Origin of the sequence: Halomonas sp. DP5Y7-2, assembly GCF_019802025.1 — a bacterium.
Lineage (GTDB): Bacteria > Pseudomonadota > Gammaproteobacteria > Pseudomonadales > Halomonadaceae > Halomonas > Halomonas litopenaei_A.
Genome location: NZ_JAHVHY010000005.1, coordinates 13,474 through 30,387, shown reverse-complemented (window position 1 = coordinate 30,387; position 16,914 = coordinate 13,474). Strand labels below are relative to the sequence as shown.

Below are 16,914 nucleotides of genomic sequence, written 5' to 3'. Positions count from 1 at the left end.
GGGAAGGCAGGAGCGAAGAACCTTCATGGAGGGTCTTCTGCGCTGGGTCGAGGAGTATGACACGAACAGCCAGGGCGCGAGCATTCGTGCAGTCGCCCGCTGGTTCGACGAGAACGCACCGGACGTGCTTCTTGGTCATGAGGTGCTGGATGCCGCCCGGGCGATGCAGAAGGATATGCGTAAGAGGCGGCTCAGCCAAAGCACGATCAATAACCGAACCCAGGTGGTCAAGCGAGTGCTGAGCCTTGCGTATCGGGAGTGGGATTGGCTGGATCAGCCGCTGGACGGCAAGTTGCGCAAGCCTACTCCGAAAAACGAGCGTCATGTCTACCTGACTGCGGGAGACATTCGGCGCTTGGTTGAGGCGGTGCCAGAGGATTGCCCGGAGGAGCGGCGAATCATCACGTTGGCTGCTTTGACTGGGCTGCGCCGCGGCGAACTTCTGTCGCTGGAACCAGGCAACATCCAAGGTGGTCGCATACTGCTGCGACCAGGGCAGACCAAAAGCGGCAAGGCTCGGGTGGTGCCGCTCCCGGAAGACGGTGCGGCCTTGGTGGCCAATCTTCCGTTTGCATCTGACCCTCACCAACTGAGGAGGGCTTTTGAAGCTGCGCGACGGGCTATCAGGCGTGACGATCTGCGCTTTCATGACCTTCGCCATACCTATGCCAGCCTACTGGCTGAGGCAGGGGAAGTGATGACGACGGTGCAGGCGTTACTGGGCCACAGCAGCTTGGTGGTGACCAGTCGCTACGCGCATATGTTCGACTCGCGTCTGGATCATGTGGCGGGCAGGTTGCCGAAGCTTTGCGACCAAATTGCGACCACTGAGGAGGGCGCCGAGGGACTAGGTCGCGTAAGGCATTGATATTACTGGTGCCCGGAGCCGGGCTCGAACCGGCACGGTGTTGCCACCGAGGGATTTTAAGTCCCTTGCGTCTACCAATTTCGCCATCCGGGCAACAAGATCGCCAGCCATGTGGCAATAGAGGAGGGGTGCCGTTGTACCTGGTGCGGCAGGGCAACCATCAGACTTTCCAGAGCATGGGGGTCTGAAAAGAAAAGATGGAGGCTGGAGTCGGAATCGAACCGGCGTACACGGAGTTGCAGTCCGCTGCATAACCACTCTGCCATCCAGCCTCAAGAGTCAACCATCGTCTGTTGATGGAGCGGGAAACGAGATTCGAACTCGCGACCCCAACCTTGGCAAGGTTGTGCTCTACCACTGAGCTATTCCCGCCTGACTCGAGGACGTATTATACGGATAAGTCGGTGACTGTCAAACGCTTTTCCTCGAGTCGATGTTTTTATCAGAGCGAGCGAGCCAGATGGGGCCAAGCGGCCCGCAGGTACTGGATCATCGACCACAGGGTCAGGATGGCGGCAGCGTAGAGGGTTGCGACGCCCGCCTCTGCGATCAGGTGTCCAGGCGGGAAGGCCAGCAGCAACAGCAGCGCCACCATCTGCAGCGTGGTCTTGACCTTGCCGATCCATGAAACGGCCACTGAGCCCCGCTTGCCCATCTCCGCCATCCATTCACGCAGGGCCGAGATGACGATCTCTCGCCCGATGATCACCAGGGCGGGAAGTGTCAGCCAGGCTGCGTCATAGCGCTCGATCAGCAGGGCCAGCGCCACCGCCACCATCAGCTTGTCGGCCACGGGGTCGAGGAAGGCGCCGAAGGGCGTGGATTGATCCCACTTGCGTGCCAGATAACCGTCCAGCCAGTCGGTCACCGAGGCCAGCCCGAAGAGCGCCGCAGCGACCAGCATGCTGGATTCGAAGGGGAGGTAGAAAAGTACCACCAGCAGAGGAATGAAGACGATGCGTGCCAGGGTCAGAATGTTGGGAATGTTCATGGATACCGCTGTCCTTGCTGGAGGGTGCTGTAATAGGGGTCGGGGATGCGCGGTGCCCCGTCAGGGTGGTCCATTCTATCCGCGATACCTCAACTCATCCATGCAGAGCGCGGTGAATTGTGTCGGCCATGGTCGCGCTGATGCCAGGGACGCGAGCCAGCTCATCCTTGGTGGCCTGCTTGATGCCTTGCAGTCCGCCGAAGAAGCGCAGGAGCTCGCGGCGGCGTTTGGGCCCGACGCCGGGGATATCCTGCAGGGTTGAGGTGCGCCTGGCCTTGTCGCGTTTTGCCCGGTGACCGGCGATGGCGAAGCGATGAGATTCATCGCGGATATGCTGGATCAGATGAAGACCGGGCGAGGTGGGGGGCAGCGCCAGGCTGCGATCGACAGTATCGACGTACAGCGTTTCAAGCCCGGCCTTGCGGGTGGTGCCCTTGGCGACGCCGAGTAGCTGGACCTGGGTAACGCCGAGGTCAGCGAGCACGTCCCGTGCCATGTTGAGCTGACCCTTGCCGCCGTCCACTACCAGAATATCGGGGAGCACCCCTTCGCCTTCCGCCAGGCGCTTGAAGCGCCGGGTCAACGCCTGCTGCATCGCCGCATAGTCATCCCCTGGCGCGATGTTCTTGATGTTGAATCGGCGATAGTCGCTCTTGCGCGGTCCGTCCTGGTCGAAGACAACGCAGGAGGCCACCGTCGCTTCGCCGTGGCTGTGGCTGATGTCAAAGCACTCAAGCCGCTGGGGGGTGTGTTCAAGGTCGAGTGCCTGGCGCAAGTCTTCAAAGCGCTTGGCCAGCTGGGTCTGATTCGCTAGCTGTCCCGCCAGCTGCTGCTCAGCGTTGGTCCTGGCCAGCTCCCGCCACTGTGCGCGATGACCACGCACCTTGTCGGTCAGGCGAATGCGTCGCCCAGCATTTTCGCTGAGCGCGCTGGCGATCAGCTCCGCATCCGGTACCGGGTGACTGGTCAGCACGTCAGAAGGGATTTCCCTGGCCTGTCCGAGATAGTACTGGCTGACGAAGTCGCCCAGCAGCTGCGCTTCCCCCAGGTCCAGGTTGTTGGTGGGACTGTAGTGGCGCGCGCCCAGCAGGCGCCCCTGTCGAATAGACAGCACGGAGATGCACAGCGCGCCGGGCTGTGATGCCAGCGCAAAGGCATCAGCGTCGCCGCTGCCAGTATCCACGACCTGGCGCTGCTGCAGGCGGCGAAGGTCCTGAAGCTGGTCTCTCAGGCGCGCGGCCTCCTCGAAATTCAGTGCCTCACTGGCGGCTTCCATTTCCTCGGTCAGCTCCTTGCTGACCGCCTCGCTGCGTCCCTCCAGGCACTGAATGGCATGCTCGATATCGCGGCGATAGTCCTCTTCGCTGATGTAGTCGACACAGGGAGCACTGCAGCGCTGGATCTGGTACTGCAGACAGGGACGAGTACGGTGGGCGAAGACACTGTCCTCGCAATTGCGGATGCGAAAGACCTTCTGCATCAAGGACAAGGTATCGCGTACCGCATTGCTGCTCGGATAGGGCCCGAAATACCGCCCGTCCTCGTGGCGCGTGCGGGCGCGCTTGTATTCCAGTGCGGGATAGGGGTGTCGATCGCTGACAAACACAAAAGGATACGACTTGTCGTCACGCAGCAGGATGTTGTACGGCGGGCGCAGCTGCTTGATCAGGGTCTGCTCGAGCAGCAGGGCTTCGGTCTCGCTGTTGGTGACCGTGACCTGTATATCGTGGATGCGGCTCACCAGCGCCTGTGTCTTGGCATTCAAGGCGCCGCGGAAATAGCTGGCGAGACGAGGCTTGAGACGACGAGCCTTGCCAATGTACAGGGTGTTGGACTGGTCATCGTACATCCGGTAGATACCGGGCGATTCACTGACCGTCTCAAGAAAGCGTCGAGCGTCGAAGGTCATAGGCGAGCGTGGCGTGTTCCGTTGGCGTAGCATCGTCGAGCCATGCTACCAGAGCAATGAACATGCTGCGTCAATTGCTGCGCACCAGGTTGTCGGTGCAGGTGGGCAAGAATCCAGGTACACGCCTTAAGGAAACGAAAGGTGCTATAAGCTAGAAGGACGGCCCAAGTAACGTGGGGATGACGTGCCGCGTTGGCTGGGGGGGAGCTGGAGCAGGAAAAGAGGGGGACGTTCGACAGACCGCCACAGGGCACGCGCGCCGACATCTGATGGCAGATGAGAGGGTTCGGCGCGCCGCCATGGCGTCAGTCTTCCTTGAAGCCCTCGACCAGCCCGTGTCGCAGGCCCAGGTGAGTCAACGCGACATCGGAGTTGACCCCAAGCTTTTCGAAAATGCGATAGCGGTAGGTGTTGACCGTCTTGGGGCTTAAGAACATGCGATCCGCAATGTCGGCAACACGCTGGGCGTTGACAATCATCATGGCCACTTGTAGCTCGCGCTGGGACAGCTGATCAAAGGGGTTTTCTTCGTGATCGATGCGTGACAGCACCAGCCGCTGAGCGATCTCCGGGCTGACAAAGCGCTGGCCGGCAAATACCGCTCGGATAGCCTTTACCATTTCGTCATGCTGGGAGCCCTTGCTGATAAACCCATGGGCACCGGCTTCCAGCAGGCGCTGGGCAAAGGCCTCTTCGATAAAGGCGGTCAGCACCAGAATGCGGATATCCGAGGTCAGGCGCCGGATCTTGCGCGTCGCCTCCAAACCCCCGATGCCTGGCATGCGTATGTCCATGACCACCACATCCGGGTTGAGGCGCCGGGTCTGCGCAATGGCTTCTTCACCATCGGCAGCCTCGCCCACCACATTGATGTCTTTTTCTGCGTTCAGCAGATGAACGATACTGGTGCGAACCAGGTGATGATCGTCAGCGACGAGAACTCTGATCAATGCCGATACTCCTGGAAAAGGTGATGTCTGGGACCATGGGGTTGACCGAGTAGAGCCAATGCTCCGTCAGAGTCCTTCTCATGATGCTTTGCGGTAGGTTGTCACAGTTTGTTCCTAAGGGGAATTGGGTTGCCAGGGGGTAGCGACGTTTCCGGCATAGCAATATTGATAGTGTGCCCGTTCTTTGTTACGCGGTTAATGCTTTGCGTTTTACTTATATGCGGGCGCTTGGTCACAAGTGATACAGAGCTCGCAACATATTGGTCGAACTGGCTTACCTCTATCAACTTTGCCGCTGTAGTGTATCAGTCGTGATGATGATAAGGGTGAAAATAGGCATGCTCGATGCCCCGTTAAAGGTGAGAGTGCACACTTTATTGGTGGTTGAGGGGTATCTTCGGCGACGTACTATTCTCCGAACTGACTCAGATGGTTGACCGAGATCAATCGTGGGTGAGGTTGTCGTGCGAGTCATCGGGGTGAAGCGTATGGGACGCCTGCCACGCAGCGCCGGGACGGTATCGGTAGCAGGGTAGCGATAGCACTCTAGCGATACCTGGTCGACCAAAGTTGGTCCCTGACACGCTTGCACAGGATGTGATGCGCATCTAGATTCAGCCTGACTGGTATGACACGTATACAGTCGTCCTGTCAGGGCGGCAGATTGACTCGCGGTTTACCGGTCCCTCATCCATCCGTCCAAGAGCACGGGAGAATAACAAGATGCGCTCCAACCAACGCCAGTCGTCACACCGTCTCGCACGTCGATCCCTCCTGGCGGTCGCCGTCGGCCTGAGTATGTCCGCTGCGGCTCAGGCAGAGACCCTGACCTTTGCCCACGTCTACGAAACGTCCGAGCCCTATCACGAGTGGGCGGTGTGGGCAGGAGAAGAAATCGAGAAGCGAACCGATGGTCGCTATTCCGTTGAAGTGCACCCTGCATCTTCTCTGGGTAAGGAAGCGGACATCAATGAGGGGCTAAGTCTTGGTACCGTCGATCTGATCTTTACCGGCAATCAATTCGCTGGCCGTTCCTACGGACCGATTGGCATTGCCGGGGCTCCCTACATGTTCCGCGACGTCGACCACTGGCAGGCCTATGTCGACAGTGACCTCTTCGCCGAGATCGCCCAGGGCTACGAAGAGGCCACGGGCAACGTCCCGCTGGCCATGAACTACTATGGCAAGCGCCACACTACCTCTAATGTCGCCATCGATACTCCGGCGGACATGGAGGATCTCAAGATTCGGGTGCCCAACGCACCGATGTACATGATGTTCCCCGAGGCGGTCGGTGCCAACCCGACCCCGATTGCCTTCGCCGAAGTCTATCTGGCCCTGCAGCAGGGCGTGGTGGATGCGCAGGAAAACCCGCTGCCCACGATCAAGGCCAAGGCATTCTATGAAGTGCAGGACTACATCAACCTGACCGGCCACATTACCGACTCGCTGATCACTATCGCCGGCGGCCCGCTGTGGAATCGGCTGTCCGAGGAGGATCGGGCGATCTTCCGCGATGTCTACCAGCAAGCCGGCGAGAAGATCACCGCGGATATCCTGCAACAGGAGCAGGACTTGATTGCCTGGTTCGAAGAGCAGGGCGTCACGGTCAACGAGGTCGATACCGAACCTTTCCGTGAGGCGGTATTGCCTGCCCATAACGGTGACGTGGCGACCTGGGATCAGGAAACCTACGACCGTCTCCAGGCCATCGGCCAGTAATTGACGGCCGGGGAGGGCGCTGGACGCCCTCCCCGAAGGAGACTATCGATGACACATTCTGATGAAGGTGCTGACATCCATCATGCACCTGATGGAGCGGCGCGCCCGTCACCCGATGCCGGCCCATCTTCGGGGCAAGGCCCGAGCCAGCAAACAACCGTCGCATTTGACGTTCCCGAGGACGACGACGCCATTCGCAAGGGTGACGTTGGCCTCGAGGACTACCTGACCCTGGTGGTGTTCTGGTTACTGGCGCTGGATGTCTTTGTGCAGTTCTTCAGCCGCTATGTCCTCGGCAACTCGCTGGCCTGGACGGAAGAGATCGCTCGCTACCTGCTGGTCGCCGTCGGGTTTCTTGGCAGCGCCATGGCGGCGCGCAAGGGCTCGCATATCGCTGTGGAGTTCTTCTATCGCTATCTGTCGGAGCCGGTCGCCCGCACCATGTGGACCCTGGTCGACCTGGTGCGGATTGCCTTTCTCGGCATGCTGGCCTGGATTACCTGGCAGCTGGCGGGACGCACCAATTCGATGATGGTGTCGATAGACCTGCCCAAGAGCCTGCTTTACTACGTGGTCTTCGTCGGCGTGGTGCTGATGCTGGTGCGCTCCATTCAGCTGGCGATTCGCCACTGGAAGACGGGCGAGAGCGAACTGATGTGCCGTGAAGACGACTGACAAGGAATAACAACATGACTGAAGCTATGATCAGCGCTCGACGCGGCTCCGTCATCCCGCCCATCGTGGCGGCGATGGCGGTTGTTGGGTGCGTTGGGCTGGCGCTGTTTGACTACCATCTGTCGTTCTTGTTTGCGTCGCTGTTCACCCTGCTGGTCTGTGGCGTGCCTATCGCGATCAGTCTGGCTGGCTCGTGCCTCATGTACGTCCTGCTCACCGGGCGGGTGCCCGATGTGGTCGTGGTGCACCGGATGATCAACGGTATCGACAGCTTTCCGTTGCTGGCGATTCCCTTCTTTATCCTGGCCGGCAACCTGATGAACAACGGCGGCATTACCACACGCATCTTTGATTTCGCCAAGGCCTTGATGGGCTGGATGCGCGGTGGCCTGGGGCACGTCAACGTGGGCGCAAGCATCGTGTTCTCTGGCATGTCCGGCGCCGCCGTGGCAGATGCCGGGGGGCTGGGTACCATCGAGATCAAGGCCATGCGTGACGCGGGATACGACCAGGAGTTCGCGGTCGGTATCACCGCTGCGTCATCCACCATCGGCCCGATTATTCCGCCCAGCCTGCCGATGGTCATCTATGGTGTGATGGCGTCGGTATCCGTGGGCCAGCTGTTCGCGGCAGGGTTGGTGCCGGGCCTGCTGATGGGGCTCACCTTGATGCTGATGATTACCTGGTTGTCCCGTCGTCGTGGCTATCAGCGTGACGCGCGCTTTTCGGTGTCGGTGCTGGGCCAGACCTTTTCCAGGGCGCTGCTGTCGCTGCTGACTCCGGTCATCATCGTGGGCGGCATTGTCACCGGGGCGTTCACGCCCACGGAGGCGGCCATCGCCGCGGTGGTGTATGCCTTGATTCTTGGCGGACTGGTCTACCGGACCCTGACCTGGCGACGGCTGCTGAAGGTCAGCTTCGAGACCATCGAGACCACGGCGGTGATCCTGTTCATCGTCGCCGGCGCCTCGATCTTTGCCTGGATACTGACCAGCAACCAGGTCACCCAGCACGTGATGGGGCTGCTCGGCCCGTTCCAGGACAATCCGATCGCGGTCTTGCTGATCATCAACCTGGTGCTGATTGTGGTGGGATGTTTCATGGAAACCATCGCCGCCATCACCATCCTGGTGCCGGTACTGCTGCCGGTGGCGGTGGCCTCGGGCGTCGATCCGGTGCACTTCGGCGTCATCATGGTGCTTAACCTGATGATCGGGCTGCTGACGCCGCCGGTGGGGATGGTGCTGTACGTGCTGTCCCGGGTATCGAATATCTCCTTCGAGAAATGCATGCGGGGGACCCTGCCGTTCCTGGTGCCGCTGGTCGTGGCTTTGGCGCTGGTCACCTTCATTCCGGCGATCTCCCTATGGTTGCCGACGCTGGTCTATCGCTGAGTTACCCCATCGCGTCGGGGTGTGGCGGGTGAGTGAAGGGCTCCCCGCCATGCCGGACGGATTTCACCACACGCAAGGACACGCAAGGATCTCGACATGAGTCACAGCCAATACTTGGCCTGCAGGGTGGGCCAAGACGACCTGAGTCGCTTTATCCAGCAGGCGCTGGCGGCGGCGGGGGCCGATACCGCATCGCAGCAGGCGGTGAGCCGAGCCCTCGTCACGGCGTCACTGATGGGCACCGACAGTCACGGTCTGCGGCTGCTGCCACACTACTTGCAAGCGTTGCAGGGAGGGCGCATCAATGGCAGTCCGGAAATGCGCTTTGAACAGCGCCTCGCCGCCACAGGAGTGCTGGACGCAGACAATGGCCTGGGCCACCTGGCCGGTTACCGGGCGATGGAGCACGCTGCCGCCATGGCAAGGCAGGCCGGAATGGGTGCGGTAGCGGTCGGTCATTCTTCTCACTTCGGTGCGGCGGGATGCTATGCCCTGGCTGCGGCAGAACAGGGGCTGATCGGTATGGCGTTCTGCAATTCCGATCCGTTTGTTCTGCTGCATGGTAGTCAGGCCCCCTTCCACGGCACCAACCCCATCGCCTTTGCCGCACCGGTGGAGAACGACGACCCCTATCTGCTGGACATGGCCACCAGCGCGGTGCCCTGGAACAGGGTGCAGCAGTATGCCGCCATTGACCGTCCGCTGCCGTCCGACATTGCCGCGGATGGCAACGGCACCACGACCACTGATGCCAAGCGGGTGGAAGCGCTGCTGCCATTAGGTGGAGGCAGCTTCGGCTTCAAGGGGGCGGGGCTGGCGGGCATGGTCGAGGTGCTTAGCTCGACGCTGTCCAATATGGTCCATGGCTTCCATCTATTGCCCATGGGCGGTCCCGACATGCACACACCGAGAGGTGTCGGCCACTTCTTTCTGGTGATGCATCCAGACGCCTTTGCAGGCCAAGGCGAGTTTGCGCAGCGTATGGGTGACTACCTCAGGGATTTGCGCGGTATGGCGTCAAGCGCAGAAGCGAAGGTATTGGCGCCAGGAGACCGAGAGTGGCAGACCCGTCGCGAGCGACGTGCAGAGGGGATTCCATTGGATCATGCCCAGCGGGATGCCTATCGCCGTATCGCCGAGCAATACCGCGTTGAGCCCCTCAGCGAGGGCTGAAGAGCAAGTCACTCGTCGCGCCAACGATGTCAATGGGCCGCAGACAAGCAGCGACGCACAAGGGCATCGCGGCCCTGGCTGACGCGGGAAGTCCCACAGGGCCACCCTGTTGCAGTACCATGTGCGCCATGCCCCGCATGTCTCGGGGGCGTGATTGAGGGAGAGACGCGTCGATGAGCAGATTTCGGGTGGAGCGCAAGACGCTGTCCGAGCAGGTGGCCGAACAACTTGAGGCCGAGATTCTGGAAGGCAGGTTGGGGGAGAATGATCAGCTGCCCTCAGAGCGTGAGTTGATGGAGCAGTTCGGTGTTGGCCGCCCTGCGGTGAGGGAGGCCTTGTTCTACCTGCAGCAGCTTGGGCTGATCGCCATTAATAGTGGCACCCGCGCCAGGGTGATTCGACCTACCGCCGAGGCGGTGATGGCGCGCCTGTCGGGGGTCACTCGACAGCTGTTGGCCAAGCCCGAGGGGCAGCAGTACTTCCAGGAGGCGCGGGCCTTGTTCGAAGTGGCGCTGGCTCGCCAGGCGGCTCAGCATGCCACCGATGAAGAGGTTCAGGCCCTGAGGGATGCGCTGGAGACGCAGCGCTCCGTCATCGGTGACGAGGCCGCGGTCAAACGCGCCGACAACGACTTTCATGGGGTGCTGGCGCGGATCGGTCACAACCCCATCTACGATGCCATCCATCAGGCCCTGTCTGAATGGCTGGACGATCGTCGGGCCCAGGCGCTGCAACAACCCGGAGAGGATCTGGCGGCACTGGAGGCGCATACCGAGATTGTGGAGGCGATTGCTGCCCGTGACCCCGAAGCTGCCGAGTCAGCGATGCGACGTCATCTGGACCGCCATTACGGAACCTACATGCAGATGAAGCAACGGCTGGGGTCTCGACAGGACGCAGACTGACTCGCATTGGTGGTCGGTATGGTGAGCGCTGGTCGCCAAACGTGCAGGCCCAGGGGCATAAGCCTCTGGGCCTGCGTCGTATCTGCTGTCAGCCTATTGCGCTGATGGCGGGGTCGCTCTCGTGTCTCTCTTGTGTGGCGCAAGGGCTGCAGCGAGGCGAGGCAGCGCTCTGCCTTGGCGTCTTGCCATGGCAAGCACAGGCGCCAGTCTACGCTCCAGCTTCTGTTCATGATTCTGGGCAATATTGACCAGCTGGTGGTCCAGCCAGGGGTTGCAGAAGCGCTCGATGATGCTGTCGACGTACTCGTCGAGCGCCATCCCCGGGTACTCATGATCGAGCACCGGCACGACTTCCTCTCTCAGCAGCGCAATGAGTTCACCGCCGAGTCGCGGATCCTCCATGGCCTGGCGCACCAGCGGCAGCTGCTCCATCACACCCAGCTGCCGCGCTCGCGCCACCAGCCAGGTGTGGGCCAGGTTCAGCAGATGAAGCTTGCGACGTTCATAGGGGCCCAGGTCCTCCACCAGCAGCACATCGTCATGCCGAAAGGGAAGTGTCAGCCCGTCCACCTGCTGAATCGCCCACAGGCCATAGGGCTCAGCCACGGCGCCCACCGGCTCAAGCTCGGCGGACACGATACGATCCACCAAGGTAGGCACCCAGACGCACTCAGCGGTGAGCCATTGCTCGAAGGCTGCATCCTGATAGCTGTCCCGGGCCAGGCCCAGCACCACGTCTCTGAGCACGCCGGCATTGTCGGTCAGCAGTTCACAGGGGAGCAGCGTGACCCCGTGGCGATCAGCGTCGAAGCGTGCCTTTAGCAACTGGGTCAGCTTGGCAGGAAAGCTGACCGGGCATGGCGCCAGCGGGCTGTCTCCGGTGGCGACGAGATAACCCGATTCGCTGGTGTTGGACACCACATGGGTGACGTCGTTGCAGAAGGACCGGTGTACTTCCGCCCAGTCCTCCGCGGCCACCAGCGAGCGGGTGATGCTGTCGACAGCGAGCCGTGTGTCGATCAGCTCGCCGTGGCGTCGTCCGCGCAGCTGAACCGGATAGCTTGCTGCCTGGGCGAGGGCGCGGGCCTTGCCGCGACCGGTAGGGCGATCTGAGGTCTGTACGGCGATGATCTCGACGTCACCGCCGGCTGAGCGGGCCTGACTGGCGAACAGATCGACATGGGCGAGCAGGAAACGTCCCACGCCGAACTGCATCAGCGTCGCCGGAGGCAATGCCGCAGATGTCTCTGTCGGCACTAGCGTCACAGTGAGACACCCCGCTTCCAGGGGATGAAGTCATGTTGGGCGAGGCCTACCGCACGGGTGGTGTAGCGCCCGGAGGCGGTCTCGATGCACAGCGCCAGCAGCGCATCGGCCAGCTCGTCGATGGACGCCTCCCCGCGGATGACAGCGCCAGTGTCGAAATCGATGATATCGGACATGCGCTGTGCCAGCTCCGAGTTGCTGGCGACCTTCAAGGTAGGGGCGACCGGGTTGCCGGTCGGCGTGCCCAGTCCGGTGGTAAAGATGATCAGGTTGGCGTGGGAGCCCGCCAGGGCGGTGGTGGACTCGACATCATTGCCAGGGGAGCAGAGCAGGGCAAGCCCCGTCCGAGTGGCCGTCTCGGTGTAGTCGAGCACTTCCACCACCGGGCTGTCCCCGCCCTTCTTGGCGGCCCCTGCAGACTTCATCGCATCAGTGATCAAGCCATCGCGGATATTGCCCGGTGAGGGGTTCATGGAAAAGCTCGCGCCGACGGCTTCGGCGTGTCGCTGATAGGCCTGCATCAGGCTAGAGAAGCGTTCGGCGGTGGCATCATCGACACAGCGGGCCAGCAGCTCATGCTCCACGCCACACAGTTCGGGAAATTCGCTGAGAATCCCGCTACCCCCGAGGGTGACCAGGCGATCGATGGTGCCCCCGACCACCGGGTTGGCAGACAGGCCGGAGAATCCATCGGATCCGCCACATTCGACGCCAATGCGCAGCTTGGAAAGGGGAGCCGGCTGACGGGTCACCTGGTTGGCCTCTTTGAGGCCGTCGAAGATAGTGCCCAGCGCGCGCTCGATCAGCGCATCTTCGCTGTCACTGGCCTGCTGCTCAAGATAGTGTACCGGCCGCAGGCCGTCGGGATCCTTGGTGGCGACCGCCTGCCTGAGCATGGCGATCTGAGCCTTCTGGCAGCCCAGGCTCAACACGGTAGCGCCTGCCACATTGGGATGGGTAATGTACCCGGCGAGCAGATTGCACAATGCCTGGGCGTCGTCGTCAGTGCCGCCACAGCCCAGGGTATGGGTGAGGAAGCGCACCCCGTCGACGTTGGGGAAGGGAGACGTCAGCGGAGCCGAGAGACTGGCGGACGTGTCGCCGTGCAGCATGGTGCGCGCCAGCTGCTTGTAGTCGCGGAAAGGATCGTCACCAAGGGCGTCGGCAACGCATTGGCGCAGCACCTCGATGTTGCGGTTTTCGCAGAATACCAGGGGCACCACGAGCCACAGGTTGGCCGTGCCGACGCTGCCATCCGGGCGATGGTAGCCATCGAAGGTGGTGCCGTCGAAACGCGAGACATCCGGTCCCTGCCAGCTCTGACGACGGCTGACGGGCGTGTCCGAATGGGTAAAGTGTTCAAGGTTGTCGGTACGAATCGCACTACCCTTGGTGATGGCTCGGGTGGCTTTTCCCACGGTCACACCGTACATGGTGACGATGTCGCCCTCGGCGAGGTCCACCAGGGCAAACTTGTGCTTGCGGCGGATCGCCTCCACCAGGGTCAGCGAACCCGCTTCATCTTCGATTTGCTGCCCCACAGCAAGATCACGCAAGGCCACGCGGACGTTGTCGTCGGGGTGCACGCGCAGGCTTTCCTGCGGCAGGTCGGTGGCGATGGTCGCGGTCGAGGCGCGGTGGCTGGCTTGCGTGGTCATGATAGTGATGTCCTCATCGTCACGGTCAATACTGTCGCTATGTGTTGAGAAGCTGGGTATGGCCAGGCGCCAGAAAGAGGAGCGATAGCGCGTCTGCCTTTAGCTGGCTCATAGGTGTCCTGGCCTGTCGCGTTCTAGGACTGATCCGCTGTCCTGTCGGGCACGCTGATCATCGCCTTGATCACCCCGTTGCTGCTGTCGCACCACTGCGCCATGGTGTCCGGCAGCTCGCATAACTCGGCGCGGTGGGTAATCATCGGGGAGACCTTGAGCTGGCCAGTGGCCAGCAGGTCAATCACCTTGGCGAAGTCTTCACCGGTGGCATTGCGGCTGGCCAGCAGGGTGACTTCCTTGGCGTGGAAGTCGGGGTCATGAAAACGGATGTCGGCCTTGACCAGGCTGACCAGCACGTAGCGTCCACCGTGGCCCACCAGCTCGAACCCCGCCTCCATGGCAGCGGGATTGCCGGTGGCATCGAACACGACGTCGGCCAGGGCACCTTGGTTAAGCTGTACAAGCTGCTGCGCCGGGTCGTCCTGTCCCACCAGCAGGGTGTCATGGAAGCCAAGCGCCTCGCGGCAGAACGCCAGTCGCTCGGCATTGCTATCCAGTACCACCACCCGCGCGCCCTGGGCACGAGCGACCTGGGCCACGCCGATACCGATGGGACCGGTGCCGACAACGGCCACCAGGTCGCGCTCGGTGACGGCGGCGCGACGCACCGCGTGGGCGCCGATGGCCTGGCATTCCACCAGCGCCAGCTCATCCAGCGTCAGCGTCTGGCAAGCAACAAGATGGCCGACGGGGACCGTGAGCCACTCGGCCATACCACCGTCCTGATGGACCCCGACGACCTGCATCTGCTGGCAGCAGTTGGTGGTGCCGCGCTGGCATGCGCGGCACTGGCCACAGTGAAGGTAGGGAATCACGTAGACCTGCTGCCCCAGCAGCTGCGCCCGCAAGGCCCCCGGCACGTCATCGGCCAGGGCTTCAACGGTGCCGGCGAGCTCGTGTCCCAGAACCCTAGGGTAAGAGAAATAGGGCTGACGACCGGAGAAGGCATGGATATCGGTCCCGCAGACGCCGATACGCTGAATGCGCACCAGCGCTTCCCCGGCGTCCGGCCGGGGAAGGTGGCGCTGTTCCAGTCGCAGGTGACCGGGCTCGACGCAGACGGCGACATCCATCTGGGCAGCGGGGGTGGTCATGCCAGCGGATCCGCGATGACCTTCTGGGTCTGCTCGCCCAGCCCTTCGATACCCAGGCGCATGGTCTGGCCCGGGCGCAGGAAGACCGGTGGGTTCTGGCCAAGCCCAACGCCTGGGGGCGTGCCGGTGGAGATGACATCGCCCGGCTGCAGGCTCATGAAACGACTCAGATAGCTGACCAGGAAAGCGACCTGATACACCATGGTCTTGGTGCTGCCGTCCTGATAGCGCTTGCCGTCGACTTCAAGCCAGAGGTTGAGATCCTGGGGGTCAGCGACTTCATCCCTGGTGACCAGCCAGGGGCCCAGGGGGCCGAAGGTGTCGCAGCCCTTGCCCTTGTCCCAGGTGCCGCTGCGCTCGAGCTGAAACTCACGCTCCGACACGTCATTGACGACGCAGTAGCCGGCAACATGCTCGAGTGCCTCCGCTTCGTCGATATAGCGACCGGCCTTGCCGATGACGACACCGAGCTCCACTTCCCAGTCCGTCTTGCTGGAGTCGCGGGGAATCATGACATCGTCATCGGGGCCGCAAATAGCGCTGGTCCACTTGTTGAAGATGACCGGTTCCGGCGGGACCTCAGCTCCGCTCTCTGCGGCGTGATCGGCGTAATTCAGGCCGATACAGATAAACTTGCCGACGTTGCCGACGCAGGGGCCGATACGAGTATCGGCAGGCACCAGGGGAAGTTGCTCAAGATCCAGGCGGGCGATTTTCTCCAGGCTTTCACGACCCAGTGCTGCGCCGGAAAGATCGTCGAGGACGCCTGACAGATCGCGAATGCGGCCGGCTTGATCAAGGATGCCTGGCGCTTCTTGTCCTGGGTTGCCGAATCTCAATAGTTTCATGGGTGGTCCTTGTGCGTTGTGGTGTCAATGACAGGGCGTCGATATCAGGGCGGCGAAGTGAGGCGCCGAGACCTCACGGTCGACTGGCGTCAGGCTAGCCAGCCTCCGTCGATGATCTGACAGGTGCCGGTGGTATAGGCCGATTCGTCTGAGCCCAAGTAGACGGCCAGTGCCGCGATTTCGTCCGTCTTGCCCAGTCTGCCCATGGGCTGACGATCGAGAAAGGCTTGGCGTACCTGGGCTTCGTCCTGGCCCAGCGCGTCGGCTTGAGCGCGAATACGTTCGCTCAGGGAAGGTGATTCGACGGTCCCCGGGCAAATGGCGTTGCAGCGAATGCCATGGGTGACGTAGTCCGCCGCCACCGAGCGTGTCAGGCCGATCACGGCAGCCTTGCTGGTGCCATAGGCGAAGCGTCCCGGCACCCCCTTGAGGCTGCTGGCAACCGACGCCATGTTGATGATGCTGCCGCCGCCCGCATCCAGCATACCGGGAAGAAAGGCGCGAAGGGTGTGGTACATGGCGGTGACGTTGATCGCCATGGAGCGCTCGAAGGCGTCTTCCGAGCATTCGAGCAGACTACCGCTGTGCACGTAGCCCGCGCAGTTGAACAGAATATCCAGGCTTGGCAGTGAGTGCTTGAGGGCGTCAATGGCACTTGGCTGGGTCACGTCCAGGTGATGGCAGTGAAGACGGGGCGTGCCGGCGAGATCCTCCAGCTTGCTCACGTCGATATCGGTGGCGTGCACCTCGGCACCCTCGGCCAAGAAACGTTCGACGGTGGCGCGTCCAATACCCTGACCTGCGGCGGTGATTAAGGCGGTCTTTCCTGACAGGCGCATGGCAACTCCTGTAATCCGGGTCATCGTTGTTGTGAATCGTTGTGGACCTCGTTGCTCGGCGACAGCGACCTGCTTACCCAGCGTGTCGGCTGGCTTAGTCTGGTCGCCGGACCTGCTGATCTGCCGCAACCGCGGCGAGAGTTCAGAGGCAACCTCAGTCCTTTTCTTCACTTCTCCCGCCGGCCCGTGCCTGTGCTCTTCTGCTGTCTCGCAGCTCGGTCATTGCTCGGCCATTCCTCAGTCACGGCTCGGCTATGCCTCAGTTATGCCTCAGTTATGCCTCAGTTATGGCTCGGCGGTGTCGTCATGCAGCACCTAACAGGGCATCGCGACTTGCTTATGGTGGCCGTGACGCTGGGATTTGCCAGGGCGAGCCCTTTTGTTCGACGTTAGTCTTGGTGGTATGACAGGATGCTAGCATGATGGTAGGTGCAGTATGGCGCAGCTACGAGAGATTGCAATTGCCTGAACGGGTCGACTTTGGTCGAGCCTGATCATCGCGATACGG

14 protein-coding genes and 3 tRNA genes are annotated in these 16,914 nt (G+C 61.8%); 6 read left to right on the top strand and 11 right to left on the bottom strand.

Translation table 11 applies throughout. The features are described 5' to 3' along the window. The first annotated feature begins 25 nt into the window (after window positions 1–25). Complete coding sequence (locus KUW18_RS09940) at window positions 26–868, top strand: tyrosine-type recombinase/integrase (RefSeq protein WP_222561306.1); 843 nt, start codon at window positions 26–28, stop codon at window positions 866–868. Window positions 869–874: 6 nt separating this feature from the next. On the opposite strand, the gene KUW18_RS09935 is transcribed toward KUW18_RS09940, so the two are convergent. The 6 genes from KUW18_RS09935 to KUW18_RS09910 all read right to left on the bottom strand — a co-directional run bounded on the left by KUW18_RS09935 (window position 875) and on the right by KUW18_RS09910 (window position 4,718). Further along, window positions 875–961 (bottom strand) — tRNA-Leu (locus KUW18_RS09935). Window positions 962–1,066: 105 nt separating this feature from the next. Next, a tRNA-Cys gene (locus tag KUW18_RS09930) sits at window positions 1,067–1,140 on the bottom strand. Between the two features lie 25 nt (window positions 1,141–1,165). After that, window positions 1,166–1,240, bottom strand: a tRNA-Gly gene (locus KUW18_RS09925). A gap of 70 nt (window positions 1,241–1,310) precedes the next feature. Further along, window positions 1,311–1,859 carry a CDP-diacylglycerol--glycerol-3-phosphate 3-phosphatidyltransferase gene (gene pgsA, locus KUW18_RS09920; RefSeq protein ID WP_206944553.1) on the bottom strand — a complete coding sequence of 183 codons (549 nt, stop codon included), beginning with the start codon at window positions 1,857–1,859 and terminating at the stop codon, window positions 1,311–1,313. A 94-nt stretch (window positions 1,860–1,953) separates the two neighbouring features. After that, window positions 1,954–3,768, bottom strand: a complete 1,815-nt coding sequence (gene uvrC / locus KUW18_RS09915; RefSeq protein WP_206944760.1) for an excinuclease ABC subunit UvrC — start codon at window positions 3,766–3,768, stop codon at window positions 1,954–1,956. A 305-nt stretch (window positions 3,769–4,073) separates the two neighbouring features. Continuing rightward, complete coding sequence (locus KUW18_RS09910) at window positions 4,074–4,718, bottom strand: response regulator (protein ID WP_045994188.1); 645 nt, start codon at window positions 4,716–4,718, stop codon at window positions 4,074–4,076. Between the two features lie 723 nt (window positions 4,719–5,441). Here KUW18_RS09910 and KUW18_RS09905 point away from each other — a divergent pair. The 5 genes from KUW18_RS09905 (at window position 5,442) to nanR (ending at window position 10,587) form a co-directional block, all read left to right on the top strand. After that, entirely contained in the window at window positions 5,442–6,440 is a 999-nt protein-coding gene (locus KUW18_RS09905) for a sialic acid TRAP transporter substrate-binding protein SiaP (protein WP_206944551.1), read from the top strand. Between the two features lie 48 nt (window positions 6,441–6,488). Further along, window positions 6,489–7,115 (top strand): TRAP transporter small permease, encoded by a 627-nt coding sequence (locus tag KUW18_RS09900; RefSeq protein WP_206944549.1) that lies wholly within the window; start codon window positions 6,489–6,491, stop codon window positions 7,113–7,115. A 14-nt stretch (window positions 7,116–7,129) separates the two neighbouring features. After that, entirely contained in the window at window positions 7,130–8,509 is a 1,380-nt protein-coding gene (locus KUW18_RS09895; protein ID WP_224852079.1) for a TRAP transporter large permease, read from the top strand. A gap of 96 nt (window positions 8,510–8,605) precedes the next feature. Then, a complete protein-coding gene (locus KUW18_RS09890) occupies window positions 8,606–9,682 on the top strand; it encodes an Ldh family oxidoreductase (RefSeq protein ID WP_206944547.1) in 1,077 nt (358 codons plus the stop codon). 173 nt (window positions 9,683–9,855) lie between these two features. Next, window positions 9,856–10,587 carry a transcriptional regulator NanR gene (gene nanR, locus KUW18_RS09885; RefSeq protein WP_206944544.1) on the top strand — a complete coding sequence of 244 codons (732 nt, stop codon included), beginning with the start codon at window positions 9,856–9,858 and terminating at the stop codon, window positions 10,585–10,587. Between the two features lie 93 nt (window positions 10,588–10,680). Here the strand turns inward: nanR and KUW18_RS09880 are convergent, their stop codons facing one another. The 5 genes from KUW18_RS09880 to KUW18_RS09860 all read right to left on the bottom strand — a co-directional run bounded on the left by KUW18_RS09880 (window position 10,681) and on the right by KUW18_RS09860 (window position 16,406). Then, on the bottom strand, window positions 10,681–11,853 hold the full coding sequence (locus tag KUW18_RS09880; protein ID WP_315900661.1) for a mannitol dehydrogenase: 1,173 nt from the start codon (window positions 11,851–11,853) through the stop codon (window positions 10,681–10,683). Continuing rightward, the gene (locus tag KUW18_RS09875) at window positions 11,850–13,511 is read right to left on the bottom strand and encodes a UxaA family hydrolase (RefSeq protein ID WP_206944541.1); all 1,662 of its coding nucleotides are present in this window, start codon (window positions 13,509–13,511) and stop codon (window positions 11,850–11,852) included. The genes KUW18_RS09880 and KUW18_RS09875 overlap by 4 nt, the downstream gene beginning before the upstream one ends. Window positions 13,512–13,645: 134 nt before the next feature. After that, window positions 13,646–14,719 (bottom strand): zinc-binding alcohol dehydrogenase family protein, encoded by a 1,074-nt coding sequence (locus tag KUW18_RS09870; RefSeq protein ID WP_242520964.1) that lies wholly within the window; start codon window positions 14,717–14,719, stop codon window positions 13,646–13,648. After that, entirely contained in the window at window positions 14,716–15,567 is an 852-nt protein-coding gene (locus KUW18_RS09865) for a fumarylacetoacetate hydrolase family protein (RefSeq protein WP_206944539.1), read from the bottom strand. The genes KUW18_RS09870 and KUW18_RS09865 overlap by 4 nt, the downstream gene beginning before the upstream one ends. 89 nt (window positions 15,568–15,656) lie before the next feature. Then, on the bottom strand, window positions 15,657–16,406 hold the full coding sequence (locus tag KUW18_RS09860) for an SDR family oxidoreductase (protein ID WP_222486268.1): 750 nt from the start codon (window positions 16,404–16,406) through the stop codon (window positions 15,657–15,659). Between the last annotated feature and the right edge of the window lie 508 nt (window positions 16,407–16,914).